Here is a 26,993-nt window from a genome sequence, read left to right on the forward strand (position 1 = left end):
GCGCAAAGTCCGGCTGTCACCTGACCAGAAAAGGGACTGTTGAAATGAAGAAGCAAGTGATCGCCCTGACGGCCGCGACATTGATGTCGGCAACCGCCGCTCTGGCTGAATATCCGGAAAAGCCTGTATCGTTCATCGTTCCCTGGCCTCCGGGGGACCTGGAAGACGTGCTGACCCGGCTGATCGCGGACAAGTTCCAGGAAATGTACGGCGTGCCGGCAGCGGTCGTGAACAAGCCGGGTGGCGGCGGTGGTCCGTTCCCTGGTGCAGTGGAAGTCGCAACGGCGCCTGCCGACGGTTATACGGTCGGCTCTTTCGTGACCGACGTGCCGATTGGTGGTCCGCAGATCGGAATTCCCGAACTTTCGCCGAACCCGTTCGAGCCGATCGGCATTTTCATGACCTATCCGTTCGTGATTGCCGCAGGCGCAGACGCGCCCTATGCCACGTGGGCGGAACTGGCTGAATACGCCAAGGAAAACGAGATCGCGCTCGGCCATTTCGGCTCGTTCCTGCCGCCCACCCAGATCACCTTCGCTGCCGCCAAGACTTCCGGCTTCGACTTTGCCAGCGAAGCGGCTTTTGACGAGTTGAACTGCAACACGCTGGCCTCCGGCGATGTCGACGTGATCAACACGACACTGCAGCAGATCCAGCCGTGCCTCGGCGAGGTCAAGATCCTGGCCAGCATCGGCAAGGAACGGACGTCCCTGACGCCGAACGTGCAGACCATGCAGGAAATCAACCCGGATCTGTCGGTTGCGCTGTGGAACGGGCTGTTCGTTCACAAGGACGTTCCCGAAGATGCACGGATCAAGATTTCCGAAGCTGCGCAAGCTGCGCTCAAGTCGCCGCAGGCGCTCGAGCTGATCGGCCAGACCGGCGTCCTGATCTACTGGCAGGACCCGGTTCAGTCCGAACAGCAGATCGAGGCTGATGCGGCGGCGCTTCAGAAAATCTCCGAGCTGATCGAACAATAAGGCGACTGTTTCGGCCGGCGCATTTCGCGCCGGCCGGTTGCTTTCGGGTTCCAAGGAGGGTTCGGCTTGGCGCGCATCAAGACGCTGCAGGAACTGTTCAAACGCTATCGCCGGCCCGGCGACATCGTGTTTGCAATCCTGTTCCTGGCATTTTCCCTATTTCTTCTGTCGCAGATCCCGGGTGAGACGGTCTGGGCCAAGCGGACCAAGTGGTTCGCACAGCCAAGGTTCTGGCCCACAGTCGCTATCGGCGGCATGGTGCTGTTCGCCAGCCTGCATTTCATAGGCTCGCTTTGTTCCAAGCGCATTCCGGGCCGCTGGCGCGAGGTCGGCTTCTGGCTGAAGTCGTTCGAGTTCGTGGCCTATTTCCTGATCTACGTGCTCCTGGTGCCGCAAATCGGCTACCTGCCGGCGACACTCGCCTTCACCTTGTTTCTGTGTGTCCGGATTGGCGAGGCAACGCCTCTCAACCTGGGTGCGGCGGTTGCCTTCAGCATTTCGGTGGTGGTGATCTTCCGCGCGTTTTTGCAGGTCAAGGTTCCTGCCGGCCACATTTACGAGGCGCTGCCTGACGGCATCCGCGCCTTTGCCCTGACCTATCTGTGAGGCGAGAATGGAACTGATCCTCTCCAGCCTGTCCATGCTTGCCCAATGGGACGTTCTTGCGGCCCTGGTGATCGGCTCCATCGGTGGTGTCATCATCGGCGCAATTCCTGGTGTCGGAGCTGCCGTCGCCATCGCAATTCTGCTGCCGGCAACCTTTTCCTTCGAGCCTATCGTCGGCTTGACCCTGCTGCTCGGCGTCTATGGCTCATCCATGTATGGCGGTGCCATTCCGGCGGTGCTGATCAACACACCGGGTACGGCGGTCAATGCGCTGACCACCTATGACGGCTACCCCATGACCAAGAAGGGGCAGGGGCATCGGGCGCTGTCGCTCGCCTATTCGGCTTCTTTCTTCGGCGGCATGTTCTCGATCCTGTGCCTGATCGTCCTCTCGCCGGTTCTGGCGATGATCGCACCGCATTTCGGCAGCCGCGAGATCTTCCTGGCGGCCCTGATGGGCATCATCCTGGTCGTGGTTGCGCACCGCGGGCAGGTTTTTGCCGCCGGCATGCTGGCCTGTTTCGGCATCTTCCTGAGCACCATCGGCCTGGAGCCTGCCAAATACACCAAGCGCTTCACCTTCGACCAGAGCTGGCTCACCTCCGGTGTCGATCTCATCGTGGTGGTGCTCGGTCTCTTTGCGATCTCGCAAGCGTTGCTGCTGCTGGTCGACAAGGAACATCACCCCGGATCGGCCAAGGTCGAGGGCAACCTCTTTGCCGGGCTCAAGGAGCTGTTCGCGTTCAAACGGATCGCGACCGTTTCTTCCGGCTTCGGTGTTCTCATGGGCATGATCCCCGGCGTGGGCGAATTCACTGCCCAGTTCCTGTCCTACACCTATGCGCAGAAATCCTCGAAGGACCCGGACCTTTTCGGCAAGGGATCACCGGAAGGGCTGATCGCTTCGGAAGCTGCCAACAATGCGGTTCCCGGTGCGGCGATGATCCCTTTGCTTGCTCTCGGCATTCCGGGAGAAGCACTGACGGCAATGATGCTGTCGGTGTTCTATGTTCATAACGTCATCCCGGGGCCTCAGCTGTTCCAGGGGCAACTCGACTTCGTGGTCGCGCTCTATCTGGCACTGATCCTCTTGAATATCATCGTCCTGATCTTCCTCCTGTCCTCCACGGGACTGCTGCTCAAGATCATTCAGATCCCGACGCGTTTCCTGGGCGTGATGATCATGACGCTGTCCTTTGTCGGCGTGTTCTCGCTGCGCAACTCGGTGACCGACTGCGCGATTGCCGCCGGCTTCGGCGTCTTCGGCCTGGTGCTGAAGCGTCTCAACCTGCCCATTGTGCCGATCATCCTCGGCATGGTGCTTGGCGGGATCATGGAGGTGAAGCTTCGCAGCGCCATGGCGCGGGTGAATTCCCCGTTCGATTTCATCGACCGACCGATCGCCGCAATTCTCTTTACAGCGATCATTCTCATTCTCGTCCTGCACGTGCGTGCGGTCATTCGCGAGCAAAAGGCGCGGCGCGATCGGGAAGAGGACGGTTCCGAAACTTCAACCCAGCAAGGGTAACAACCAAGATGCTTGACCAGGCCGCAATCGACGTTTTGCGCAACCAGCCCGTTGCCGAGCAGGGGCATTTTTTGAACGGGGCCTTTGCCGCGTCACGGGAGGGGGCGACGCTGGAGGTGCTTTCCCCCATCGACGGAAAACCGCTGACAAGGATCGCAAGCGGAACGGCCGCCGATGTGAGACTTGCAGTTGAGGGCGCGCGCACGGCGTTCGAGGATGGCCGCTGGTCGAAGGCTGCCCCGGCCCACCGCAAGAAGGTATTGTTGAAGCTGGCGGACCTGATCGAGGCGAAAGCGCTTGAGCTTGCGGTTCTCGGTGTGCGCGATAATGGCACCGAGATCAACATGGCCTTCAAGGCCGAGGCATTGTCTGCGGCCGGGACCTTCCGGTACTACGCCGAAGCACTCGACAAGATCTATGGCGAGATCGCGCCGACGGCAGACAATGTGTTGGGGCTTGTCCACCGGGCACCGGTCGGTGTCGTGGGGGCCATCGTTCCCTGGAACTTCCCGCTGATGATCGGCGCCTGGAAGATTGCTCCCGCACTCGCCATGGGGAACTCCATCGTGCTGAAACCGGCGGAATCAGCCTCGCTCAGCCTTCTCAGGATTGCCGAACTGGCGTCCGAGGCAGGAGTTCCGGACGGTGTCTTCAACGTCGTGACCGGCCCCGGCGCCGTGGTCGGCGAAGCCCTGGCCCTCTCCATGGACGTCGACATCCTGGTCTTCACCGGTTCCGGTGCGACAGGGCGGCGGCTTCTTGAATATTCCGCCAGATCCAACCTGAAGCGCTGCTATCTGGAGCTGGGCGGCAAGTCCCCCAACATCGTCTTCAACGATGCGGCTGATCTGGCGAAAGCTGCCAAGGTGTCGGCGGCGGGGATCTTCCGCAATTCCGGCCAGGTCTGTGTCGCCGGTTCGCGCCTCCTGGTGCAGGAGGACATTCACGACGATTTCGTTGCCGCGATCTGCCGGGAAGCGGAAGCTTTCAAGGTGGGCGATCCGCTGGATCTTTCCAGCCAGATCGGCGCGGTGCATTCGATGGCCCAGCTGGAAGCCGACCTGAATTTCGTGAAGACCGCGGAAACCGAAGGTGCCGAGCGCCGCACCGGCGGTGAGCGGATCCTGACCGAGACCGGCGGCTACTACATGGCTCCTACCGTCTTGAGCGGGGTCAAGCCGGGCGACACGATTGCCCGGAAGGAAGTGTTCGGGCCCGTACTGGCCGTAACCGCCTTCAAGGACGAGGAAGAGGCCATCCGGATCGCCAACGGCACCGAATATGGTCTCGCCGCCGGTATCTGGACGTCTGATCTCGGCCGGGCGCACCGGATGATTTCCGGCGTCCGCTCCGGTGTCATCCATGTGAACACCTACGGCGGCTCGGACATGACCGTCCCGCTCGGGGGGATGAAGCAGTCCGGCAACGGCCACGACAAGTCGCTGCACGCGCTCGACAAGTATGTCGACCTGAAGACAGCCTGGATCCAGCTCTGAGGATATCCATGACCAAGACAATCCTGTCCATCGGGACCTACGACACCAAGAATGCCGAACTGGAATTCATAGAGCAGACCATACGCGCCCAGGGCGGCGAGGTGCTGACGATGGATGTCAGCGTGCTGGGCGATCCGGCCAGGCCGACCGGCATTTCCAAGCATGAGGTCGCCAGGGCGGGCGGCATGTCCATTGAGGACGTGATCGCGCAAGGCGACGAGAACAAGGCTTTTCAGGTGATGGCGCAGGGTGCGGCAAAGCTTGTCGCCGACCTTTTTGCGCAAGGCCGTATCGACGGCATGATCGCGCTTGGCGGAACCATGGGGACGGACCTGGCACTCGATTGTGCCCAGGCGCTGCCGATGGGCGTACCGAAATTCATCGTGTCCACGGTCAGCTTCTCGTCTCTGATCCCGCCGGAACGGCTGGCGCCCGATATCCAGATGATCCTGTGGGCCGGTGGCCTTTATGGCCTCAACGAAATCTGCAAGTCGTCGCTGGCGCAGGCCGCGGGCGCCGTGCTGGGTGCCGCCAGGGCCGCGCAGATGCCGGATCGCTCAAAGCCGCTGGTCGGCATGACATCGCTTGGCTCCAGTTGCCTGTCCTATATGAAGCTTCTGAAACCGGCACTCGAAGACCGGGGGTACGAAGTCGCTGTCTTCCATTCCACCGGCATGGGCGGCATGGCTTTTGAAAGCCTGGCGCGGGAGGGAGCCTTCTGCTGCGTCATGGATTTCTGCCTGCAGGAATTCGGCAATCTCCTGGCAGGTTCGCTGGTCAGCAGCGGGCCGGACCGGCTGCAGAATGCAGGCAGGCTGGGCACGCCGCAGATCGTGGCGCCGGGCGCGCTTGATCTGGTGGATTTTGCCGGCTGGCAGGAAATCCCGGCGCAATATGCCGACAGGCCGTTTCACGAGCACAATCGTCTGATCAAGAGCTCCGTCTTCAACCCGCAGGAGCGCCGTCAGTGGGCGAATGCACTCGCCGACCGGCTGGAGGCGGCCAAGGGGCCGACCCATTTCCTGTTGCCGCTTGGCGGTATCGAGGCCTGGGACAAGGAGGGCGAGGAAGCCCACGATCCGGAGGGGCTGGCGGCCTTCATCGACGAAGTCAGGACAGTCTTCCCGGGCCGCATCGAGACGACCGAGGTTTCGGCGCATATCAACGACAAGGCGTTTGCGGATGCTGCGCTTGTCGTTTTCGACAGATGGGTCGACGAAGGGATTGTCACGCGGGGCGGCTAAGGCCGCCGCGCGTGCCACGAAAGGAAAAAGCGCCGGCGAGCGGCGCTTTTTGGGGTCGTGAGATGGGGCTTTAGCTTGTTCTTGTGATCTGAAGTCAGCCCGTGGCACGTCGTTGCCTGTCACGGGCCTTGGTCATCAGGACCGAGGTTTCTGGTTTTCCGGATCGTAGAGCGGCTGATAGCCGACACCGGCGACCTCGACCGGGTAGGTTTCCGAGAAATACTCGACATTCAGCTTGCGGCCGACCTGGCAGTACTCCTGCGGCAGGTAGGCAAGAGCGATGTTCTTGCCGATGGTCGGGCCATAGGCAACCGAGGTCGTGTAGGAAATACGGCCCAGGCTGTCGACCAGCGTCTTGCCCGTGTCCGGATCCTGCACCGGCATCGCGCCGACCGGGTAACGTTTGACACCGCTTGCATCTGTGTTTTCAAGCATCACCAGCGTGCACAGCATGGCCGGCTGCTTTTCGCGCTCCCGGTACTCGACATGCTTTGCCTTGCCGCGGAAATCCGCTTCCTTGACCTTCGGACGGGCCAGATCAGCCTCCAGGAGGTTGTACTGGGTCAGAAGATCGGCGTTCTGAAGGCGCAGAGATTTTTCCATGCGACGCGAGTTGGCGTAGGTTTCGACGCCGACCGCGATGACACCCGTGGACCGCAGAGCGTCCCAGACCGCCAGGCCGTCTTCGTACTTCATGTGCAGTTCCCAGCCCTGTTCACCGACATAGGACAGGCGCAGGGCCATGACGGACTTGCCGGCGATCTCGATCTGGCGGATGCCCGCGAAGGGGAAGTTTTCCGGATCGAGTGCTGCCGGATCGGCAACCACTTTCTTCAGGTTCTCGCGGGCGTTGGGGCCCCAGATGCCGATGGTGGTGTACTGCTCGCTGACGTCGGTCACCGTGACGTTGAAGCCTTTGTCCTCGGCGATGCGCTTCACATAGTGATAGTCGCGCGGACCGGCGTCTGCACCGTCGACGATGCGGCAGCGGTCTGCCATGCGGAAGACCGTGAGGTCGGCACGCACGTTGCCTTCGTCATCTAGGAAGTGGGTGTAGATACCCTTGCCGATGTTGGCATCACCACCGATCTTCGCGGCACACAGCCACTCCAGCAGTTCCACGTGGTCCGGGCCTTCGACGTCGAACATGTAGAAGTGCGACAGGTTGATGATGCCGCAGTTCTCGCTGAGTTCGAGCTGCTCGGCGTTGGAGACGCGCCAGAAATGGCGGTTGTCCCATTCGTTTTCACGAACCGGAACCCGGTCGCCGTATTTTTCCAGCAGATGCTCGTTGGCGGCATACCCATGCGCGCGTTCCCAGCCGCCCAGTTCCATGAAGTGGCCGCCGAGTTCAACCTCACGGTCGTAGAACGGGGATCGCTTGACGCTGCGGCTCGTCAGGTAAGGCTCACGCGGGTGGATCGCCGGGAAATAGATCTTCTGCGCAGCTTCGTAGCAGCGGTCCTCGATGTATTTCTCGGACAGCTGGTGGGAATAGAAGCGCGAATAGTCGATGGACGCATGGTCGATTTCGGTCCGGCCATCGGTGATCCAGTCAGCCAGCAGCTTGCCGTAGCCAGGTCCGTCCTTGACCCAGATGGCAACGCAGTACCACAGGCCGCGGACCTTCTGGCTTTCGCCGCAGGACGGGCCGCCGGCTGCGGAAACCTGCAGGAGGCCGTTGAAGGAATGGCCTTCGTTGTAGCCGATCTCACCCAGGATCGGGGTCAGCTCCATGGCGCGCTCGAGCGGCTCCATGACCTGTTCCATTTCCAGATCGCGCTGGGAGGGGGACAGGCGTGCCTGATCCTTCTCCAGGAGATCGCGCGGGTGGCACATGCGCGGATGGGTCGGTTCGTAGTACCCCCACTCGATCTGGCCGCCTTCGGCCGTCTTGGGATCGCCCGTGTCGCGCATGTAGGCGGAGTTGCCCTGGTCGCGCAGCAGCGGATAGCCGATGTCCTTGCCGGTGCCTTCGAATTCGTTGTACGGGCCGAAGAAAGTCAGCGGATGGTCGACCGGCATTACCGGCAGGTCTTCGCCAACCATCTCGGCAATCAGGCGGCCCCACAGACCGGCGCAAACGATGACATGGTCAGCCATGATCGTGCCGCGGTGGGTCTTGACGCCCTTGATGTGGCCGTCCTCGACGATAAGGGACTGGGCCGGGGTATTGGCAAAGGCTTTCAGCTTGCCGGTCTTCTCGCCTTCATCAACAAGCTTGCCTGCAACCGTCTGCGAGCGCGGGATGACGAGACCTGCATCCGGGTCCCACATGCCGCCCTGAACCATGTCCTCTTCGATCAGCGGAAACTTTTCCTTGATCTCGGCCGGGGTCACGAGGCGCACATTGGTGCCGAAGGCCTTGCCCGAGGTCACCTTGCGCTTGATTTCCTCCATCCAGGTGTCGTCGCCGGTGCGCGCGACTTCCAGACCGCCGACGCGGGCGTAGTGACCCATCTTGTCGAAGAAGTCGATGGAGTACTGGGTGGTCCAGACGGACAGGTAGTCGTGGCTGGTGGTGTAGCAGAAGTCGGACGCATGGGCCGTCGAACCGATGTCGGTCGGAATGCCGGACTTGTCGATGCCGACAATGTCGGTCCAGCCGCGTTCGATGAGGTGATGTGCGATCGACGCGCCGACGATACCGCCGAGACCGACGATGACGATCTGTGCCTTGTCAGGAAATGCTGACATGTCTCATTCCTTTTTCATCGACCGGAGCGCAGTCCGCCTGCGTCCGGTCCGTGCGACTGCACCGGATTTCCGTTTCGTGGCGGCAGTATCGCGACTGATCGACAGGCAAAATAGCGTAATTGCGTCATGGCGGCATAAGCGCCACGACACGGTGGTTCAAATCGTCAGGAAATGCTGGCTTGTGATTGCGACAGGCTGGTCGTGTTTCGATAACGCGGCACAGCACGAAAACTGTCGCGAAATATCAGGGAAAAATCAGGGTTTCGGGCGCGTGGGGAAGTATCCGGCAAGCGCGCCACGCCGGAAGGGCGTGGCGGCAAATGATAGGCGTTCGCCGCGTTGCGCTCCGGCCATCATATACGTCAGGTGAGGATGGTTGCCCCGGGAAACGCAAGTCGGAAAGCTGCGGCCCGGGGCAACGCGTCAGGTCCAATCAGCGAATGCTGCAGTTGCCTGAAGTCGATGTGCTGTTTAGCGTGTAACGCCACTTGGTGTTGACGCCGTAGTAGCCCAGGCAGGGGCCGTCACAATAGCCGCGCTTTGCGTTCGAGAACTCCGAGAAACTGATGAAGCGGCAGCTGTTGCCGTCATAGGCGAATTTGTAGGTTCGCTTTGTGGTGCGGTCCTCGGCGGGGTCCTTTTCCTCTTCGGAAATCTCGACGATGCCGTTGCTGTAGGTGTAGCGCGAACAGATATTCCGCTTGTAGCCTTCCTCGATTTCCAGCTTGACGCAGTTGGTCCTGCCCTTGCCGGAGATGCTGCCGGAGGTCTTGACGCTTTTGCCGTTCACAAACACGGTTCCCGCCTGGTTGTCCGGATCGGCGACCAGCAGATTGTCGCCGTTCTGGCGGATCAAAACGGCCATAGCACCTGTACGGTTGTTGGTTTCGGTGAACGAGCCCTTGTTGGTGTTGGAATAATAGTCCTTCTGCTCGACCTTGACATTCGAGCTCAGGAAAATCTTCTTGCTGCCGAGATCGAAGGTCGCGGGAACTGATTTGGAGCTCTGGGCCGGGGAGGCGCCTTCCGGCGCAGTCGACTGGCAACCGGCCATGCCCAGCATTGAGGTCGTCAATGCCAGGAACAAAATCTTCTTCACAATAAGTCTCCTTCCGGGAAAATGCCCTCCATCTGGAGGATCTTGAAATTCGATGTTGATGGATTTGTTTCGAGCTGTGGTTGCGGATTTGCCGGTGCGCTGTCCATGCCGTCACTTTCCATAGACATCGGTTTGCGGACCGTCCTGAACCTTGCAAATCAGCGAGGTCGGCTTTCCATAGGCGTACTTGAGCTGGGTGTTGGAGAAGTGCTCCTGCCTGAACTCCAGGATCCGGCACTCCTTGCCGTTCATTTCCAGCGTGAATGCGTTTTTCCGGATGTATCCGTCTTCAACCATTTCCATGGTGTGGATGGCATGAAGACGGTTTGCCGAGAGCCGCTCAACTTCCACGAAATGGACGATCGGGTCGCCGGAATTGGTTTTGTCGACTCTCTCACCTGATCCCGTTCCGGTTGGAATCCGGACGCCCTCCGTTTCGAAGTTCGAGTGAAACGAAAAGGAATAGAACAGGTCGTCGTTCCCGGCGAAGAAGATGGCGGCGAGATAGAACCACGCGCTGTGTTCCCAGACGCAGGACTGTGTGCCGTCGGCAAAACCGCAGATCGGCATGGTGATGTCGATCGTTATCGTCTTGCCGGACATGTCGTCCGCGCCTGCGTTTCCTGCAAAGCCGGCTGCAAGAAGCAGGCTGGCTGCCAGAGTTTTTATCGACCCCATCTTGCCCCGATCAGCTGAAACTCGAACGCGCGTGCCGCATTGCCTGGTCAGTCACAATATTGCTGGCCGTTGAACGTGAAGCAGTTGCCTCCGGATGAGGAGGACTGGGGACTGGGTTTTGACTTCGTGTAACACTGCCCTGCTGAAGAGAGCAGTTGTCCGGCCGGGCAGGTTTTGAGGACACACTCGTTGTTCTTCAATACGTAGCGTGCGGAACAGGTCAGCGGACATATCCTGCCGTCGAGCTGCCGGAGTTTCTTCAGGACAGCCGCGTTGGGAGACAAGGACGCAAGCTGAAGCTTGGCTTCGTTCCTCAACGTGTCGAGCGCGCGGCCACTCTTCGGGCCCCAGACACCGTCTGGCGAACCTGCGTCGCAGCCAAGCCTGTTGAGTTCCACCTGGACGGCCCTGGTCAGTTCCTTCGGATCGGACGGGACCGGAGCTTCGTTTACCGGTTGCTCGGCTTCGCTCGGTGCGAGACTTGCCTGGACCTGCGGCTTGTCTTCGAGGTCTTTCAGACGGTTGGCGGCTACACCTGCGAAAAGGCCGTTTGGAAACTGGGCGAGATAGGCGCGCAGTTCCGACACGGAAGGATTGTCGCGAATGGCGGTCCAGTAGGCGACGTCGAGGCTACCCTGGCTGCCGGCTTCTCCGGCGGTATCGTCTGGCAGCGGACCGTCTTCATAAAAATAGAAATCACCGGTGATCGAGCTGACTTCCCAAGGCACCTGCCGGTCGGCGGTTTCGGCCAGAACATCGCGCCGGGCCTGCTTGAAGACGGATTCAATCGGCTCGCCGGGGCTAGTCTCGATGGCGCGGCTGAGGGCGGCCGTGTAGGGAGAATTTCCAGCGGAACCGTCCATCGCGACCTGCCCGGGCGACGTCGCATAGGCGATCAGGGTGCCCATTGGTGCATCGATGGGGGCGAGGCCACGGGTGGCCGAGCGGAAAGAGCCTTTGAAGGGATTGTTGCGACAGGCATCCAGTACGACGATGTTCACCGGACTGCTGGACGAGTTCATCACCTTGAGGAAGTCGTTGACGTTGATGCCCTCAAGATCGACCTCGTCCTCGTCCGCCAGAAGGGCGTTCACCGGGATAAGATAATTCTCCCCGCGTACCTGCACACCGTGCCCGGCGTAGTAGATCAGGCCTGCTTCGATCGACGAATCCCGCAAGGTGCGACCAAACTCGAGAAGTTCCCGCTTCATATCCCTGTAGTTGCCGTCGATGAGCTGCCTCACTTCAAAACCGGCATCGCCCAAGGTTTTTGCCATGAGAAGGGCGTCGTTTTCAGGGTTTTTCAGCGACTGGATATGCTCGTAATTCGAATTGCCGATGATGAGCGCGACACGCTTACCCGCAAAGGCGGATCCTGTACTTAAAATTATTTGAAGAAATACGATGGCCGTTAAAATGACGCCTAAACGAATAATATGTGCTGGCAGCAAATAGTTCACTTGTAGCCCCCGCTAAGTGAATGAAATAAAGGAGTTCTTGCTGATTACTCTCCTTTATATAGCTGCAGCACCGGTTTCCTGTCCACAGCGTCAATGGAGGAAGACCATTGCCAAAGTGACGGGTTCGTCCTGTCTTCCGGTTTTGGTCTTGTATTTGTAGCGGGGGAAGGTGCTGGGCGTGCAGAACGGGGGCACGCCCGCAGACTTCAGCTCCAGACCGTTTCCTGTCCGTTTTCAAGCACATGAACCACGCCCTGCGGTTCCTTGAGACTGAGGATCCCGGTGTCATCGAGGCCGAGAACAATGCCCCGAATAACCTTGCCGATCTGGCCATGGGCCACTGCGATTGTCGGTCCCGTCAGGCCTGCAAGCCAGGCTCCGGCGCGCTCACGCATCTGCTGCAGTGTCTCGCCACCCGGCGCGCCAAAATACCAGGTGTTGCCGGGCTTGCCGTTCATGTGTTCGGGATACTTCTCGAACATCTCGGGCCTTGTCAGGCCGCTCAGACCGCCGACATCGATTTCAACGAGCAGGTCGGTTTCAACCGGTGAAAAGTCGAAGTTTTGCTGCAGGTACTGCGAAGTTTCCAGGGTTCGGCCCAAGGGGCTGACCATCTGGTCGTAACCTTCGGCTGATACCAGTTCGCGGGCGAGGATCTTTCCCAAGAGAGTCGCCTGCTCGCGTCCCTTTGCAGTCAGGGGAGAATCCAGCCGTCCTTGCGCACGGCCGATCAGGTTCCATTCTGTTTCGCCATGGCGCATGAAGATGATTTTCGGATGGGTCATCGGATTGTCTTTTTAAGTGTCATGTTGGCGGTTCGTTCGGGCCGAACCGGTTTTACGGGGGTGAAACTGGGCGGGCGGCAGTCGGTTCTCCCGCCCGGCAGGCGTTTGATCTCAGGCGGCCGCCACTTCGTTGAGGAATGTCGTCACGGTGGTCCGAATGCGTGCTGTCTGCTGGTTCAGGTCATCGGAGGCATTCAGGACGTCGCTTGCGGATTTCCGGGTGTCCCCGATCGCGTCCGAAACGCTGGACATGTCTTCGACGACCGCCATGGTTCGATTGGAGGCGAGGGCGGCATTCCGAGCGATTTCGTTGGTTGCGTAGCCCTGCTGCTCAACGGGAGCGGCAATCGCGCTGGTGCACTCCGAGACGTCCTGCATGATCGCGACGATCTCGCCGATGGCCGTAACCGTTTCCGATGCGGACGCCTGCATGGCCGCAATCTGCGAGGCGATTTCGTTTGTCGCTCTTGCGGTCTGTGTTGCCAGTGACTTGACCTCTGCCGCCACAACGGCAAAGCCCTTGCCGGCTTCCCCGGCACGAGCCGCCTCGATGGTGGCGTTGAGCGCCAGCAGGTTGGTTTGTTCGGCGATCTCGGAGATCAGGGAAACAACACCTTCGATGCTTTGTGCGGTTTCTGCAAGGCCGGTGATCTTGCTGCTGGTCCGGTTGGCGTTGTCCGCGGCGTTGCTGACGATCTGGCTCGACGTTTCCACCTGCCGGGCGATCTCGGCAATCGAGGCAGCCATCTCGTCGGTGGCAGCCGCGACGGCCTGAACGTTGCCGGAGGCTTCGTTCGAGGAACCGGTGGCGTTGCCGGTGAGGGAAGACGCGGTTTCGGCAATTACCGTCATGGACTGGGCCGTGTCCTGCATCTGCCCGGCATTTTCGGACAGGCTCTTCAGGACGTCCTGAATGTCATTTCGGAACCCGGCCACCAGCCCGTCTATATGCTGTTGGCGCTCCTCACTGGCCAACTGGCTTTGCATCCGTTCTTCGCCGAGGCGGCGGTTTTCCAGCAGGCTGTCGCGGAAAATCAGGAGCGCCTGACGGAGCTGACCAACCTCGTCGCGCGTGACCGCACCGTCGATCGTGACATCGACTTCGCCGTCAGCCAGACGACGGGTCGCAGCTGTCAGAACGGACACGGGGCGGGCAACGGTGCACCAGAGTGCAACTGCCGCCGCAATGCCGAAGACCAGTCCGACCGCGGACACTGCCAACAGGATGAGCGTTGACCTTGCTTCCGTACTGGCGGCGCTGGTTTCCAGCCTTGCGTTGAGCGCGGCAATGCCTTCGGCAAACTCTGTCTCGGCAGTGTCGGCAGCAGCAAGCGCAACCCGGAAATCAGCCATGGCCGAAGACAGTTTCGCAAAGGCGCTGCCCAGGGTTTCGATTGCGGTGCGCGCTGCGACCGCATCGGCTCCCGTCAGCATGCTGGACAAAACCTCTTCCTGTTGCATCTGCAGGGCCGCGATACTGTCGAGCACCGCCTTGCGGGTAAGATCCGACCGGTTGACCTGGAACTGCCAGAACGCATCTGACAACACCCGGGCTTCGGCAGCAAAGTCGTTGCCGGCCTTGGCCTCGGCAACGGCGGAGCGGGCAAGTCCCTCGATCGCCAGCATGTCGCCGTGGGCCGTCTTGAAGGCGCGGCCAAGGTCATTGCGCACGGCATCGGTCAGTCCGGCAAGGCTGTCAAAGCCCTTGGTCAGGGCGTCTCTCCTGGACAGCGCCTGGGACGGATCCTTCTGGACGGCGGAGAGCAGGGTGCGCATGGCGTTGGCGCCTTCGGCAAGGTCACGCGCGGGCTGCAGGTTTTCCGACACGGTTGCGGAGGACGTCAGCTTGCGGATCAGGAGATAGTACTTGCCGAAGGACTTGCTGACGGCCTTCATGTGAGCCGCGTCCGGATGTCGAAACAGGGTCTCCAGATCCAGCTTGAGTTGCATGGAGTGGGCGCTGGCAAGTGTTGCTGCCTGCGCGAGTTCACTGGCTGCTTCCCCGCTTGTTCTCAAGGATTGCAGCTCGTCGACCAGTTTCTGTTCGCGTTTCGCTGCCGCCTGGGCAACGCTGTGGCCGATCGCCATCAGGTTTTCCAGGGACGTCGTCATCTGCAGGCGTTTGCGTTCGATTTCTTCCTCGGAGGCAACCAGGGTGTCGAAAGCAGTCGAGAATGCCGCAATGTTGCCGGTCGCCGAGGCAACGTCTTCTCCGCCGGCTTGCAGAACGGAAAGCGTCGCGGAGATGTCGGTCATGCTGTCCTTCACAACGGAGACGTCATCCGGATCGCCGGATTCGACGTAACGCGCTTTCAGGCGGTTCAGCCGGGCCATGGACATCAGGGCAGAGCCCGTTGTCTGGGAGGTTTGAATTGCCCCGCCCATCTGGCGGGTCGCGACATAGCCGACGACCGCAACGGACATTGTAAGCAGAACGGAAACAGCCATGCAGATGGCGAGTTTCATCGATATCGGAAGATTGCCGGCGGCTCTCATGTTTCCCCCATGAATCGAGTTTCAGTGGTTCACTGAACTCCATGCCGCCACAGGAGTAATCCGGGAAAGCTAGGTGGTAGTTGTTACCAAACTATTTATGACCAGGTCAGTTTTATCGGTGAGGCAAGTGCCTAGCCAAAGTTGACTAATATCACCGTGCATCGGAGCTTGCCTTGATCTGCTGAATTGCTTGAAAGGCGTTCCGATTTTCTTCGCGGTGCGGGATCTGTATCGCGACTTCGATGTCAAAAACTTGACCTTGCGTCATTTCGGCAAGTGTTTCTGCGAAAGATGGCCCGTGAACTGACGCTCACGGGCCCCGACGCCCGAACCTTGGGCTTTCAGCTCCTCCCAGCCGGCAGTGGCGGCCGCCAGCAGGGAGAAGGGTGAGAGGAGGTTGGACCGGGCACCGGATTTGAATGGCGTGAAGACACCTGCACCGGGCAGGAGGCCGGCACGATCCCGTGCAGGCCTGTTGCCGAAAAACGTCAGAGCAACACGGCGTTCCGGGTGTTGACGCTCATCTTCACTTCCATGCCGGGTTCGTACCAGTCGACACCGCCCACATGCTTCTGATCGATGATCAGCTCACTGCCTGCCGCTTCCACCAGGTAACGCGTCTGGCTGCCGAGAAATTCCCGGTGCTTGACCTTGCCCGTGATCAGGTCCGGGTGGTTCTGGTCGGTGACGATTTCGATATTCTGCGGCCGCAGCACGAGCGAAGAACCGTCGGGGCTGCCTGCACCGAGATGAAGCACTTCGCCGGAGGCAACCTTGAAGGTATTTCCGCCGTCGCCACGCTGAAGTGTGCCGTCGATGATGTTTGCGGTTCCCAGGAATTTTGCCACGAACAGATTTGCCGGCGTGTCGTAGAGTTCCTGCGGCGTGCCCATCTGCTGGATGACACCGCCGTCGAGCACGGCCATCCGGTCGGCGGTGGTGTTGGCCTCTTCCTGGTCGTGGGTAACGAAGATGGTCGTCAGGCCCAGCTTCCTCTGAAGGGATAAAAGTTCCCGGCGCATCTGGATGCGCAGACTGGCGTCAAGGTTCGATAGCGGCTCGTCGAGCAACAGGACATCCGGCTCGACGACGACGGTGCGGGCAAGAGCCACGCGCTGCTGCTGGCCGCCGGATAGCTGGGAAGGCATGCGGTCGGCGAGATGCAGGAGGCCGACAAGTTCCAGTGCCGATTCCACACGGGTATCGATGTCCTTGCGTGCGACTTTCCGCTCCTCAAGGCCGAAGGCGACGTTGGCACGAACCGACATGTGAGGCCAAAGGGCATAGGACTGGAACACCATGCCGACATTGCGTTTCCAGGGTGGAAGCTTGGCAATGTCGCGGCCACAGATGAGAATGCGTCCTCTGGGTGTCGGGCCGAAGCCTGCAATGGCACGCAGGAGGGTGGACTTGCCGGAGCCCGACGGGCCAAGGAAGGCGTAGAATTCACCCGGTTCGATGGTCATGTTGACGCCGCGCAGGACTTCGGTGGTGCCGAAGGAGAGATGCAGGTCCTCGATCCGTATTTCGACTGCTTTTCTGGTCATTGGAAGTGTTTCCTCGAAATTGAACGCTCAGTGGGATGCGCGGACTTCGGCCTTGCGGGCCCGGTCCTTCTCGATGATGCGGTTCGACAGGTACGTTCCCAGGCCGACGATCACGACGGCGAGGATGCCGAGTGCCGCGCCGGCACCCCGGCCGGACGGACTTTGCATGTAGAGGTAGATCCCGTAGGAGAGCGGAGCGTCGTCGCTGGTGGAAACCAGCATGATGGTTGCCGACAGTTCGACTGCGGCAGTGGCAAAGCTGGTGACGAAACCGGCGAGGATCCCCCCGGCCATCAGCGGAACGACGATCCTGCGGATGGAGCGGCCCTTGGAAGCGCCGAGGTTTTCCGCTGCTTCCTCAAGCGACAGGCTGACCTGCTGAAGCGCGGCCATGCAGGCCCTGAGCGCATACGGCAGGCGGCGCACGGTCAGGGCGATCACGATGATGACCCACCAGGACGCCAGCGGCTTGCCGATGACCGGCACCTCGAAGCTGTGGAACAGGCGCAGGTAGCCGATGCCGAGCACGACGCCGGGTACGGCAAGCGCGGCGGTCGCCATGTAGTCGAGCATCTTGCGGCCCTTGATGCCGGTTCGCAGCACGATGTAGGCGATTGCCGTTCCCAGGATGATGTCGAAGCCGGCGGCAAGGCCTGCGTAGATCAGAGTGTTGACCACATATTGCAGGGACTGTTCGAACACGGTGGCGAAGTTGGCCAGCGTGTAGCCGTCCGGCAGCGGGCTGAACGACCAGATCGTGCCGAACGCAAGCAGCGTCAGACCGAAATGCGGCGACAAGACCAGAAGCAGGATGAAGACGACGACGCCATAGGCAACGATCTTCTCGCCGCGCGACAGGTCGCGCCGCGCAAGGCCGCCACCGCCCTTTTGAACCGTTGCGTAATCCTTGCCCCGCATGAACAGGAAGGACGCCCACAGCGAAAAGACCGAGAAGGCCACCAGGATGAAGGAAATGACGTAGCCCATCGGATCGCTGATGCCGACGGAGGAAATGCGCAGATAGGCCTGGGGGGCCAGCATGTTGTTGACGTTGAGCAGCAACGGGGTGCCGAGATCGTCAAAGACCTTGATGAACACCAGCGCGGCGCCGGCAATGTAACCGGGCATGGCGAGCGGAAACACGATCCGGCGGAACAGGCGAAGGCCCGTGCAGCCGAGGTTCTGCGCCGATTCTTCCATTGCCTTGTCGATGTTGCGGAGCGACGCCGACAGGTTGATCAGGATGAACGGGAAATAGTGCAGGGACTGGACGAAGATGACGCCGTTCAGACCTTCCATGAACGGGATCTTGAAGCCAAGGTATTGCGACAGCAGAAGGTTGACCGTGCCGTTGCGGCCGAACAGGAGCTGCATCGCGATGGCGCCGACGAAGGGCGGCATGATCAGCGGGATGACGCCGATGCTCTGGATCAGCGCGCTTCCACCGAAGTTGAAACGGGTGGTGATATAGGCCAGCGGCAGGGCGATAACCGTTGCCACGACCACGGACATCGCCGAGACGTAGAAGGAGTTCACGAAGGAACTGCGGAACAGCGACGAGCGGAAGAAATCGCCGAAATTCTGGAGCGTCAAGGCTCCTGTGTGGGGATCCTGGAAGGCGACATAGGTCACCTTCAAGACGGGAAGGATGAGAAACGCCAGCAGGAAGATGGCGATCGCGACGCCCGCAATTGCGGTGCCGGACAGCTCGGGAAATATGCGCCACTGCCTTGCAGGCGCAGTCGCTGCATTGCTCGTAGTCATCGGCTATGGACTCCGGGGAAGAGGCCGCACCTTCCCTGTTCCGGGCGGTGCGGCAAGTTCGACGTGATGTTGTTTTTGGTTTTCCGTCAGAGGCTGGCGGCTTTTTCCGCCAGAGCCTTGGCCTTTGCGTAGTTCTCGACCACGAAGGCATCCCACTGCTGCTCGACTTCCGCCTGGCGGCCCTCGATGACGTCGCTTTCCTTCTTGCGTTTCTGCTGGAAGACGGCGGCGAAGGAGGGGTCGAGACTTTCTTCCTCGGTGATGGGGGTAGCGTCGATGAGTGCGCGTGCTTCGGCGATCAGTGCCTTGGCTTCCGCATTGTCCTTGTCGGCAAGCGCAATCTCGGCAAGCTGCACGGCCCTGACGGCTTCACGCAGCTCGGTCAGACGATAGGTGACCATGACGTCGAACAGGGAATTGACGACGTTGTAGCGCTTTTCCGAGCGGTCGGCGTCGAAGTTGACCGATGCCTTCACATCGTCGCCTTCGAACGGGTTCGGAATGCCGTCGGGTGCGGTCGCGTAAGCAGCCGGGTTGACCGGCAGACGCATGATGGCCGGATCGAACAGGACCTGCTGGCCTTCCGGCGACAACACAAACTCGATGAACGCCTTTGCACCTTCCGGATTCGGAGCGTTTTTCAAGACACCGATGTTGGCAGGCACAACGGCAGTGACCGACGGATAGGCGAAGTCGACCGGGAAGCCGGACGCGCGGGACGAGAAGCCGAAGAAGTCGATAACGACGCCGAGGCCGAAGTTGCCCGAGTTGACGCCATCCGGCACGCCGAAGCTGCGCTCGGTGACCGTGTTCATGTTACCGGAAATCCACTTCCAGTCGGCCCAGCCCTTTTCCCAGCCGGCGCCCTGCAGAAGCGTTTCGACCGTCAGGTGCGTGGTGCCGGAGCGGGACGGTGCGGACATGCCGACATGACCGAAATATTCCGGCTTGGCCAGGTCTTCCCATTCCTTTGCCGGTGCCAACTCGTTGGCCTGCAGGTAGCGGGTGTTCCACATGATGCCGTAACCGGATGCGGCAAAGCCGTAGTAGAAGCCGTCGGGATCATTGATCGGGTACGTGCCGATCTTTTCGGGAATGCCTTCTGCGTTGATTTCGACCTTGGCAAGCAGGTCGTTGCCCTTGAGCACTTCGAACGCATCCGGGGCAGATGCCCACATCAGGTCGGACGTGTTGTTTCCGGCGGTTTCCTGAATGTATTTGACGGCTGCGGACGTTCCCTTGCTCAGGATCTCCAGCTCGTAGTCCAGGTTGGATGCAGCAAAGGCGGCTTCGAATGCATCGGTCAGTTCCTTCGGAAAGGATGTCACGACGACCACCTTGTCGGCAGCATTCGCCACGCCGGCAGACACCAGCAGTCCCAGTGCCGTCAGGCCCAGTAATTTCCTCATTGGATTATGTCTCCTCCATTCTGACGCAAGGGGTTGATCCGGCCCCTTGTTCGTTCAGCGAGGAAACGCTATCACTGGCGAAATTTTCGAGTCAAATTATTGAATTTATTGATATTTTTGTGTCAAAACTGACACGTTCAACGTGTCGATCATGACCCGTCTTCCTCCGCAAGGCCGCAGCTCTTCAGGCGCAGGTAAAGTCTCTTGCGCGGGATGCCGAGCAGTTCGGCGGCTTCTGCCTTTCGGCCACCGGTCTGAAGCAGAGCGTTCTGCAAGAGCTCGGTTTCGAAGGCGGTCATGGCTGCCTCATAGCCTGTGGAGACCTCAATGGGCTGGCCGCTGCCTATCTGCAGGTCAGCCTCCAGGCCGATGACGAGCCGTGCAGCGATGTTGCGAATTTCGCGAACATTGCCGGGCCAGTCATAGGTGAGGAACTGCTTTTTCTGGCGTTGCGACAGTTTCGGAAGCGGCAGGCCGTGGTTTTCCGAGGCCTGATCCAGAAGGTGTTCCATCAGTTCGATAACATCCTCGCCGCGTTCACGCACCGGCGGAAGGGACAGGGTCGCCACATTCATCCGGTGATAGAGATCGCCCCGCAGGCGACCATCGTGAACGAGGGCGGCAGGGTTGGTCTTCACGCCGGCGATGACGCGGATGTCCACCGGGACGGCATCGCTGCCGCCCAGCCTGGTGATCTTGCGCTCTTCCAGTACACGCAGAAACCGCGTCTGCAGCGCATTGGGCATGGAATCAAGTTCATCCAGATAGAGTGTTCCGCCCTGCGCCCGTTCGATCCGCCCCGGGAAGGAGCCGTTTTCGGTTTCGAAGCCGAACAGTTCGCGGTCGATGTCCATCTCCGTGACGGCACCGCAGTTGATCGTCACAAGCGGTCCCGGCGCGCGCGGGGACAGTTGGTGCAGACAGCGTGCGGTCAGGTCCTTGCCGGTGCCGGTTTCGCCGTGCAGAAGCACATCGACATTCAACGGGCCAATGCGCGAAATCGTCGACCGCAGGTCAGTCATGACCTGCGAACTGCCGATAAGCTCACCCTGAGGATCGCGGATGCGCTGAACCTTGCGCCGCAGCGCCAGGTTTTCGAGTTGCAGCCTGCGCTTTTCAAGCGCCCGGCGGGCCGTGTCGATCAGGTGTTGCGGTTCGGTGGATTTCTCGATGAAGTCATAGGCGTTGTGCTTCATCGCCTGGATCGCGGTCTTCACGTCGCCGTGTGCCGTAATGACGATGAAGGGGACCTGGGGGGCATTTTCCTGAATCAGGCGCAGAAACTCCATGCCGGTTCTGCCAGGCATGCGAATATCGCTGATGACGATGCCGTTCCAGTTGGGCTGTATCTGCTCGGCAATCACATTGGCGTTGGCGTAGCAACGTACGCTGAACCCGGCGAGCTCGAGCGTTTCCTGCATTGCTTCCAGCAGATCCGCATCATCATCGACCAGAACGATTTCGCCCGTTTCAAACCGAGTGCTCAAGCTGCCCCACCTTGTTCTGTGCCGCGCATGGCAGCCTCAGCTGAACGGTTACGCCACCCTGGTCGTTTTCCGCAAGTTCCAGATGCCCGTCCATGTCCTGCATGATGTTGAAGGAGATGGTCAATCCAAGACCGAGACCCTTGCCGACTTCCTTGGTGGTCACGAACGGGTCGGTCAGCTGCGTTGCCGATTGTCCCTGAAGGCCGATGCCGTTGTCGGCGATCAGGATGGTCGCGTCACCGGCGGTTTGCTCTGCCTCGACGCGGATTTCACCGCCGCCTGCCGCTTTCATGTCGATGGCGTCGACCGAGTTGCCGATGACGTTGATCAGGACCTGTTCCAGCAACACGGGATCCGCGCGGACGGTTAGCTTGCCGGCAGCGTCGGAGACATTGAGCGCGACGCTGCTTTCCTCCAGGCGCCGCTCGAACAGCGAAACGACAGGTTCGAGGGCCTGATCCAGTGTCAGGTCCTTGACCGCGTAGTCCGAACGGCGGGCAATGCCGTTCAGGTGCTTGATGACGCGCGACATCCGCTCTGCGAGATTTTCAACGACGTCGACCTTGGCTTCGACGGCTTCGCTCTTGCCCTTGGCAAGCAGCAGTCGAAGGTTGTGCAGGTGATGTTTCATGGCCGCGAGCGGCTGGTTCAGTTCGTGACTGATGCCCGCAGACATCTGGCCGAGAGCCGCCAGCTTGCCGGCCTGAACAAGTTCGCGCTGGGTCTGCTTCAACTGGTCGAAGGCGCGTTTGCGCTCGACGATTTCCTTTTGCAGGTTTTCGTGGGTTCTGTTCAGTTCGACCACGGAGGATCTGAAGATTTCCGTCGCTGCCCCCATGCGGGCGATCTCGTCGTTGCCGCGGGTGGGGATCGGCGTGGAGAGATTGCCCTGAGCGATCTCGATCAGGGCTTCTGCCAGCCGGTGCAGTCGGGCAACAATCTGGTTGCGGACATAAAACAGCAGAATGCCGGCGCAGATGACACCGCAGATGACAGTTGCGACGGCCAGCAGCAGAGAGGCAATGCGCAGCCGTTCGGCCGCCTGATTGGTGAAGGTGAGGGCGGCAAGACGGCGTTCCCTGCCCAGCTCGACCAGGGCGGCCTGAAGATCTGCGACGGCGGCCTGTGCAGTGCTGAGGTCGCCAAGTGCCTGTTGCTGCAGCTCGATCCGGTCGCGCGATCCTGCAAAGACCCCCGTTTCGTCATAGGCGAAGGCCTGCAGCCGTTCCAGCGACGACACCAGCGTTTCGGTATCGGCCTTTTGCGGGACCTCCGCCAGCATGCCCTGGAGGTTTTCAAGCGCGTCGAAATTCAGATCTTCAAGCTGCGCGAGTTTTTCCGCCGTGTCGACATAAAGCGCCTGCAGCAGGAAGGTAATCGCCGTCGCCGTGCTTGACCGGATTGTCTGCATCTGTTCGCGAAGCAGGGTTTCCTGCCGGATGATCGCGGCAGCCGCGACCCGGTCGGTGCGCGACTGCGAGCGGACCATTTCGGACGACAGGCTGTCGATGTTGAAGGACAGGTCCTGAATGCGGGCAGCGACTTCGGTCTGGATATCGATCTGCAGCCAGCGCAGTTCCACCTGGTAGTGTTCCAGCGACCTGTTGATCGCCTGCAGATCCCGGGAGACCTGAAGGAAGGACCCGAGCTTGTCGCTCAAGGTTTCCTTCGCCTCGATTATCTTCGCGGTGTTTTTCGTGTCGCTCAGGATGTTTGTTTCCAGAAGGCCCGAAATGCCCTGGCTTGCGGCTTCCACATCCTCGCGCATGGCTTCCGGTTCGCGTTCCCGGGTCTGCGCGGCAATCTCGGTCGCGATGACGGCGAGGCGCGTCGCATATTCGGAAAGCTCGGAGGCCAGGGCGATTTCCGGAATGCTCTTTTCGGTGATCTCGCCAAAATCGCTGCGTGCCTGAGTGAAGAAGACCACGCCGATGGCCAGGATGATCCAGGTGATCGCGGCAATCGTGAGGATGGACAGCAGCAAACGAAACCATATCGTGCCGCGCCCGCGGTTTGCCGTCTCAGTCATTGACAGCCAGACCATTCCGGATGCTTGTCTCGAGCCCGGTCAGCATGGCGTCGACTGCCGCCAGTTGCTCCCTGGCGGCAATGCGCCAGGTGGCAAGGCTCCATTCCTCGCCGGTTCCGGCAAGCGAATTGGCGCCTTCCTCCTGTGCGTCCCGGTAGCGTTCCGAGCGCACGGCATCGATCTCGGACACGGGAAGCTGGTTGAGCTTCTTCTTTATCTTGATCAGCGAAGGAACGAGTTCGGGAGGCGCCTGCCGGCTCAGTGTTTCCAGGCGCCGCAACAGGTTTCTGCGCTGAACCAGATTTCTGGTGATGAAGATGTCGAACAGGTCGTTGACGGCCTGATACCGTGTTTCGGCAAGATTGGGGTCATAAGTGGACCAGCTGAATTTCAGCGCAGCCTGCACTTCCCTGGGGAACTGGTTCAAGGATTGTTCGCGAACAGAGGTGTCCACCGGGATCCTGCGGATGTCGGGCTGTGTCAGCAGTTCCTGCGCCGGTTTGCTCAACATGAAATCGATGAACAGACCCGCCTCCTCAGGGGCGGAGCCGTGGTTGAGAATGGAGATCCGGGCAGGGGCCATCATGACCGGTTGGCCATATTGAAAGCGGACGCCGTCGTCGGCTTCCGTCAGCGCCAGAAAATCGATCGACAGACCAACATCGAAGCGGCCGCGCTTGAGCCCCTCTATGACACTGAAACTGCGGGCGGTGATGGTCTTGAGGTTCTGGGACAGGCCGAAGATATACTGCCAGCCCCGATCCCAGCCGCGATCCTGAAGGATAACTTCCAGCAGCATGTGTGTGGACCCTGACCGGGCAGGGTGGGACATGGCCAGCCTGTCCTGAAAGCGTGCGTCCAGCAGATCGTTCCAGCTTGTGGGCGGCCTGCCTTCAAAGTCTTCCATCCAGCACCAGCCGACACCGGAATAGGCGAAATCGACAAAGGTCTGGCTACTGTCCTGTGAGCGTTCCCGCAGGCGGCCGAATTTATCGAGAAGGGAAAAGGCCTCCGGTGACGACGACCAGAACAGATCGAAGCCACGCGGGTTGTCCAGCAGGATTTCCTCGACCGAGGCGACCGTGTTCTTGTTCAGGACAGTAACGTTGATCGCCGGATACTTCTTCGAAAACGCATCGACGAAGGGCTTCGTGAAATAGTCCGGAAAGGACGTCAGGACACGAAGATCCCGCGCGTTAGCGGCAGTCAACAGCAGGAGTGTCGCCAGGCAGGACATCGCAATAACGGCCAGCATGACGGATATTTTCTGAAAACTGATTGCGCCTGACATCCCGGATTGCCTCATTTGGAGGCACCTTATATCAGAATTCCGAACGTCGACGGAAATATGCACGGCGATGTTGCCAGACCCTTCGGGCTCCGCCGTGTTTACGACAGCCTGATCGAGACAAACCGGGCTAGCTGTCCATCTTGCAGGTGGCGCTGAAGGAATATCCGACGCCATAGACAGACTTGATGGGTGATTCCACCCCGGTCTGATCCTGGATCTTGCGCCTGAGGCGGCTGACGACGGCATCCAGATGCCGATTGTCGAACTGAGTCTGGCGATTGGAGAGAAGACGGGAAAGATCGTCCCGGGCACAAGGGGCTCCGGAATTGGAGACCAGGGCTTCCAGAAAGATCCTTTCGGTTGCGGTCAACTTTATGGCGTCGCCGTCCGGTGGCAGAAGCTTCCAGGAGACATTGTCCAACACCCATTCTGCCGCGTTGTTACCTTCTGATGAAGCGCCGGACAGTCTGCGTATGAGGCTCTGGACCGCAGCCAGTATTTCCCTGAGGCTGGTATGCTTGACGAGGTAGATGTCCGCGCCGCTGTCGAACCCGCGGACCCGGCTTTCGCTGTCGCCGTGTGCGGTCAGCATGATGATGCCGCAATTGATTTTCGCCCTCAGGTCGCCTGCAAGGTCGAAGCCGTTTCCGTCCGGCAGCGAGACATCCAGGATCACGACATCCGGTCGTTCGGCGTCATCCAGCGCGGTCCACATTTCGGCCGCGCCGCCCGCGCCGCTGACCTGAAAGCCGTTGAGACGCATATAATCCAACAGGTCGGCGCGAAGGGCACTTTCGTCCTCCACGATCAAAATCCTGTTCATGCCGGTTCCTCCTCCTGCATGGTCTCAGAGTCCGCTCGCGCAAATCCGGGAAGCGGCAGGAAAACCCTGGCAAGCGTGCCGCCGCCTTGTCTTGCACTCAAATCCAGATGTCCCTGGTGATAGCCGACAAGCTGCCGGCAGGAATGCAGGCCGAGCCCGCTGCCTCCGGTTCCGCCTGTATTCGAGGCCCTGTAGAAGCGGTTGCCGATCTGCGCCAGGTCACGATCCGGAATGCCGATCCCGCGGTCCTTCACTTCCAGAACGATATCACCGTTCTGGGCCGCTATCGTGATCTCGACCTCGGCGTCCTTTGGTGAGTATTTGAGCGCGTTGTCGACCAGATTGACGACCACCGTGCGGAGCATCTCGGTATCTCCCCGGTATGCCGGCATCGGCGCAACGGGATGAAGTGTGAGGCGTTCGCCGAGGCCGGCATGGTCGAAGTGCCGCTGAACGTCCTCATAAAGGGCCGAGAAATCCACCTGCTCGATCTTCAGCACACCTTCATCCTGCCGCTCGCTTGCAAGAAAACGATCGATCAGCATCGTCATGCGGGAAACGGCCTCGTCGATGCTTTTCAGACGTTGGGCGACAGCCTGCTGCGGTCGTTCCAGCATCAGGGTGAGCATGTCGCTTGCGTAGCGGATTGCGGCCAGGGGGGTGCGAAACTCATGGCTGACCATGCGCATCAACTGGCGCTGGTCCTGGCGTGCGGCCTTTTCCCCTTCCAGACTGGCGGACAGTTCTCCCTCCAGGCGCCGTCTCAATGTTACTTCGCGCGCTAGCGCAGCGTTTCGGTCGCGCAAATCCATGGACAGGCGCATGCCCACCATGAAGATCAGACAGAAGAAAAAGCCGACAATGAAGATGTGTCCCTGGAAGAAGTACCAGGTATTGATGTTGGTCATCACCGGATTGGCAACCGTCGATGGCTGAATATAGACGAGTGCGCTCTGCAGCAGACTTGCGGCGGAATATTCCCCAAGCAGGAAGATCATGATCCAGCGAAGGAAAGGGGGTTGGGAGCGGTCGCGGTAAAGCGTCCGGATCATCAATGCCATCATCACCACCGTGAATGCAGTGGAGGCATGAATGCGCAGGCCGAGGTCTGTCGGGTCATAGACAACGGCGAAGATCCAGAACAGGAGCTGTGCCGCGAGACAGAACGCGCTGATACCGACAAAACGGGGCTGCCCCAGGAAGCGCGCCAGGCCGTCGGCCCACAGGACCAGGCCAAACTTGATCACCATGTTGTCCGTCACGACGCGAATGAGCGATGGGTCCGGACCGCGCTGCAAATAGAGAAACAATCCAATCGCGATGGCGAAGAAGCCGGCCGCGATGACCTTCAGTTCATAGATCTGGCGCCAGACGAACCAGACGAGTAGCCAGGCAACGGACATGAAAGCGGTTGTCGCGAATTCCAGCAGCAACATGGTCTTGAGATCGAGCATGCGCTTGTGATGACGGAAGCGGCCTGCCTGTTCAAGTAACAGTTTCGAGGCCTTGATTGCGGCAGCTTCGATTTCAGGCAGGTGTCACCCAAAGGAAGCAAGTCTCGTCAGAATCTGTCA

The 26,993-nt window shown here is 60.1% G+C and carries 19 protein-coding genes; 5 read left to right on the forward strand and 14 right to left on the reverse strand.

The window, feature by feature from the left end:
* The first annotated feature begins 44 nt into the window (after nucleotides 1-44).
* The 5 genes from FIV05_RS12705 (at nucleotide 45) to FIV05_RS12725 (ending at nucleotide 5,854) form a co-directional block, all read left to right on the forward strand.
* A complete protein-coding gene (locus FIV05_RS12705; RefSeq protein WP_152509790.1) occupies nucleotides 45-980 on the forward strand; it encodes a tripartite tricarboxylate transporter substrate binding protein in 936 nt (311 codons plus the stop codon).
* A gap of 66 nt (nucleotides 981-1,046) precedes the next feature.
* Nucleotides 1,047-1,586: a tripartite tricarboxylate transporter TctB family protein gene (locus tag FIV05_RS12710; protein ID WP_055656045.1), complete on the forward strand. Its 540-nt coding sequence runs from the start codon at nucleotides 1,047-1,049 to the stop codon at nucleotides 1,584-1,586.
* 7 nt (nucleotides 1,587-1,593) lie between these two features.
* Complete coding sequence (locus tag FIV05_RS12715; protein WP_152509791.1) at nucleotides 1,594-3,114, forward strand: tripartite tricarboxylate transporter permease; 1,521 nt, start codon at nucleotides 1,594-1,596, stop codon at nucleotides 3,112-3,114.
* 8 nt (nucleotides 3,115-3,122) lie between these two features.
* Nucleotides 3,123-4,610 (forward strand): aldehyde dehydrogenase, encoded by a 1,488-nt coding sequence (locus FIV05_RS12720; protein WP_152509792.1) that lies wholly within the window; start codon nucleotides 3,123-3,125, stop codon nucleotides 4,608-4,610.
* A gap of 8 nt (nucleotides 4,611-4,618) precedes the next feature.
* A complete protein-coding gene (locus FIV05_RS12725) occupies nucleotides 4,619-5,854 on the forward strand; it encodes a Tm-1-like ATP-binding domain-containing protein (protein ID WP_152509793.1) in 1,236 nt (411 codons plus the stop codon).
* 135 nt (nucleotides 5,855-5,989) lie between these two features.
* Here the strand turns inward: FIV05_RS12725 and FIV05_RS12730 are convergent, their stop codons facing one another.
* The 14 genes from FIV05_RS12730 to FIV05_RS12795 all read right to left on the reverse strand — a co-directional run bounded on the left by FIV05_RS12730 (nucleotide 5,990) and on the right by FIV05_RS12795 (nucleotide 26,873).
* Nucleotides 5,990-8,551 (reverse strand): FAD-dependent oxidoreductase, encoded by a 2,562-nt coding sequence (locus FIV05_RS12730; RefSeq protein ID WP_152509794.1) that lies wholly within the window; start codon nucleotides 8,549-8,551, stop codon nucleotides 5,990-5,992.
* Nucleotides 8,552-8,984: 433 nt separating this feature from the next.
* The gene (locus FIV05_RS12735) at nucleotides 8,985-9,650 is read right to left on the reverse strand and encodes a hypothetical protein (RefSeq protein ID WP_152509795.1); all 666 of its coding nucleotides are present in this window, start codon (nucleotides 9,648-9,650) and stop codon (nucleotides 8,985-8,987) included.
* 111 nt (nucleotides 9,651-9,761) lie between these two features.
* Nucleotides 9,762-10,328, reverse strand: coding sequence for a hypothetical protein (locus FIV05_RS12740; RefSeq protein WP_152509796.1), 567 nt, complete (start codon nucleotides 10,326-10,328; stop codon nucleotides 9,762-9,764).
* Nucleotides 10,329-10,375: 47 nt separating this feature from the next.
* Nucleotides 10,376-11,788 carry a caspase domain-containing protein gene (locus FIV05_RS12745; RefSeq protein ID WP_152509797.1) on the reverse strand — a complete coding sequence of 471 codons (1,413 nt, stop codon included), beginning with the start codon at nucleotides 11,786-11,788 and terminating at the stop codon, nucleotides 10,376-10,378.
* 206 nt (nucleotides 11,789-11,994) lie between these two features.
* A complete protein-coding gene (locus FIV05_RS12750; RefSeq protein ID WP_023003301.1) occupies nucleotides 11,995-12,573 on the reverse strand; it encodes a histidine phosphatase family protein in 579 nt (192 codons plus the stop codon).
* A 111-nt stretch (nucleotides 12,574-12,684) separates the two neighbouring features.
* Complete coding sequence (locus tag FIV05_RS12755; RefSeq protein WP_152509798.1) at nucleotides 12,685-15,069, reverse strand: methyl-accepting chemotaxis protein; 2,385 nt, start codon at nucleotides 15,067-15,069, stop codon at nucleotides 12,685-12,687.
* Nucleotides 15,070-15,557: 488 nt separating this feature from the next.
* A complete protein-coding gene (locus tag FIV05_RS12760; RefSeq protein ID WP_152509799.1) occupies nucleotides 15,558-16,616 on the reverse strand; it encodes an ABC transporter ATP-binding protein in 1,059 nt (352 codons plus the stop codon).
* A 27-nt stretch (nucleotides 16,617-16,643) separates the two neighbouring features.
* A complete protein-coding gene (locus tag FIV05_RS12765; protein WP_055656025.1) occupies nucleotides 16,644-18,380 on the reverse strand; it encodes an iron ABC transporter permease in 1,737 nt (578 codons plus the stop codon).
* Between the two features lie 86 nt (nucleotides 18,381-18,466).
* Complete coding sequence (locus tag FIV05_RS12770) at nucleotides 18,467-19,789, reverse strand: extracellular solute-binding protein (protein ID WP_152509800.1); 1,323 nt, start codon at nucleotides 19,787-19,789, stop codon at nucleotides 18,467-18,469.
* 149 nt (nucleotides 19,790-19,938) lie between these two features.
* The gene (locus FIV05_RS12775) at nucleotides 19,939-21,276 is read right to left on the reverse strand and encodes a sigma-54 dependent transcriptional regulator (RefSeq protein WP_209009966.1); all 1,338 of its coding nucleotides are present in this window, start codon (nucleotides 21,274-21,276) and stop codon (nucleotides 19,939-19,941) included.
* A complete protein-coding gene (locus FIV05_RS12780; protein WP_152509801.1) occupies nucleotides 21,260-23,305 on the reverse strand; it encodes an ATP-binding protein in 2,046 nt (681 codons plus the stop codon). The genes FIV05_RS12775 and FIV05_RS12780 overlap by 17 nt, the downstream gene beginning before the upstream one ends.
* A complete protein-coding gene (locus tag FIV05_RS12785) occupies nucleotides 23,298-24,560 on the reverse strand; it encodes an ABC transporter substrate-binding protein (RefSeq protein ID WP_173013832.1) in 1,263 nt (420 codons plus the stop codon). Before FIV05_RS12785 ends, FIV05_RS12780 begins: the two co-directional genes overlap by 8 nt.
* Nucleotides 24,561-24,723: 163 nt before the next feature.
* A complete protein-coding gene (locus tag FIV05_RS12790) occupies nucleotides 24,724-25,419 on the reverse strand; it encodes a response regulator transcription factor (RefSeq protein ID WP_152509803.1) in 696 nt (231 codons plus the stop codon).
* On the reverse strand, nucleotides 25,416-26,873 hold the full coding sequence (locus FIV05_RS12795; protein WP_152509804.1) for a HAMP domain-containing sensor histidine kinase: 1,458 nt from the start codon (nucleotides 26,871-26,873) through the stop codon (nucleotides 25,416-25,418). Before FIV05_RS12795 ends, FIV05_RS12790 begins: the two co-directional genes overlap by 4 nt.
* Nucleotides 26,874-26,993: the final 120 nt, after the last annotated feature.

The organism is Labrenzia sp. THAF191a (genome assembly GCF_009363335.1).
GTDB lineage: Bacteria > Pseudomonadota > Alphaproteobacteria > Rhizobiales > Stappiaceae > Roseibium > Roseibium algicola.